The 464-nt window shown below is 45.7% G+C and carries 1 pseudogene; it reads right to left on the bottom strand.

Going from position 1 to position 464, the window contains the following annotated elements:
- Positions 1 to 410: pseudogene (fucI, locus tag DWY55_RS21845) on the bottom strand (L-fucose isomerase); the annotation flags it as partial.
- Between the last annotated feature and the right edge of the window lie 54 nt (positions 411 to 464).

The raw sequence follows: 464 nt of genomic DNA, 5'->3' as shown, positions 1-464 counted from the left end.
AATCCCTTCTGTGTATGGCTTGCCAATGCTGAAGCCAGGTAAACCGCACCCGGACGTTCCGTACCGTTAAAGCCCCAGATGGCTTTCGGCATCTCTCCGTCCATATCAATAGTCTCGAATCCATAACACCAGCAAGGAGTTACAGAAAGTACGACACCCACTCCACTATTACGGAATTTTTCAGCCGCCATGGCGGCTTCAGCCACTCCACCGATAGTTGTATCTGCAATGACGCACTCTACGGAAGTGCCGTCACTATGACGTAAGACAGAAGAATAAAGCTCGGCCACTTTATGGGCCATGCCCATAGTCATATCCTCCAATGACTCACGGATACCTCCACGGCGACCGTCAATAATAGGTCTGATACCAATTTTCGGCTTTCCACCGATTAATCTTGAATTTCTCATGGTTCAACTGTTTTTATTGAGATTAATATAAAAATTAACTAAATCGATTAAGCT

Source organism: Bacteroides sp. AF25-38AC (assembly GCF_003602995.1).
In the GTDB taxonomy this organism is placed as follows: domain Bacteria; phylum Bacteroidota; class Bacteroidia; order Bacteroidales; family Bacteroidaceae; genus Bacteroides; species Bacteroides uniformis.
The sequence above is the reverse complement of the archived record's forward strand: the minus strand, read 5'-3'. Positions and strand labels throughout refer to the sequence as shown.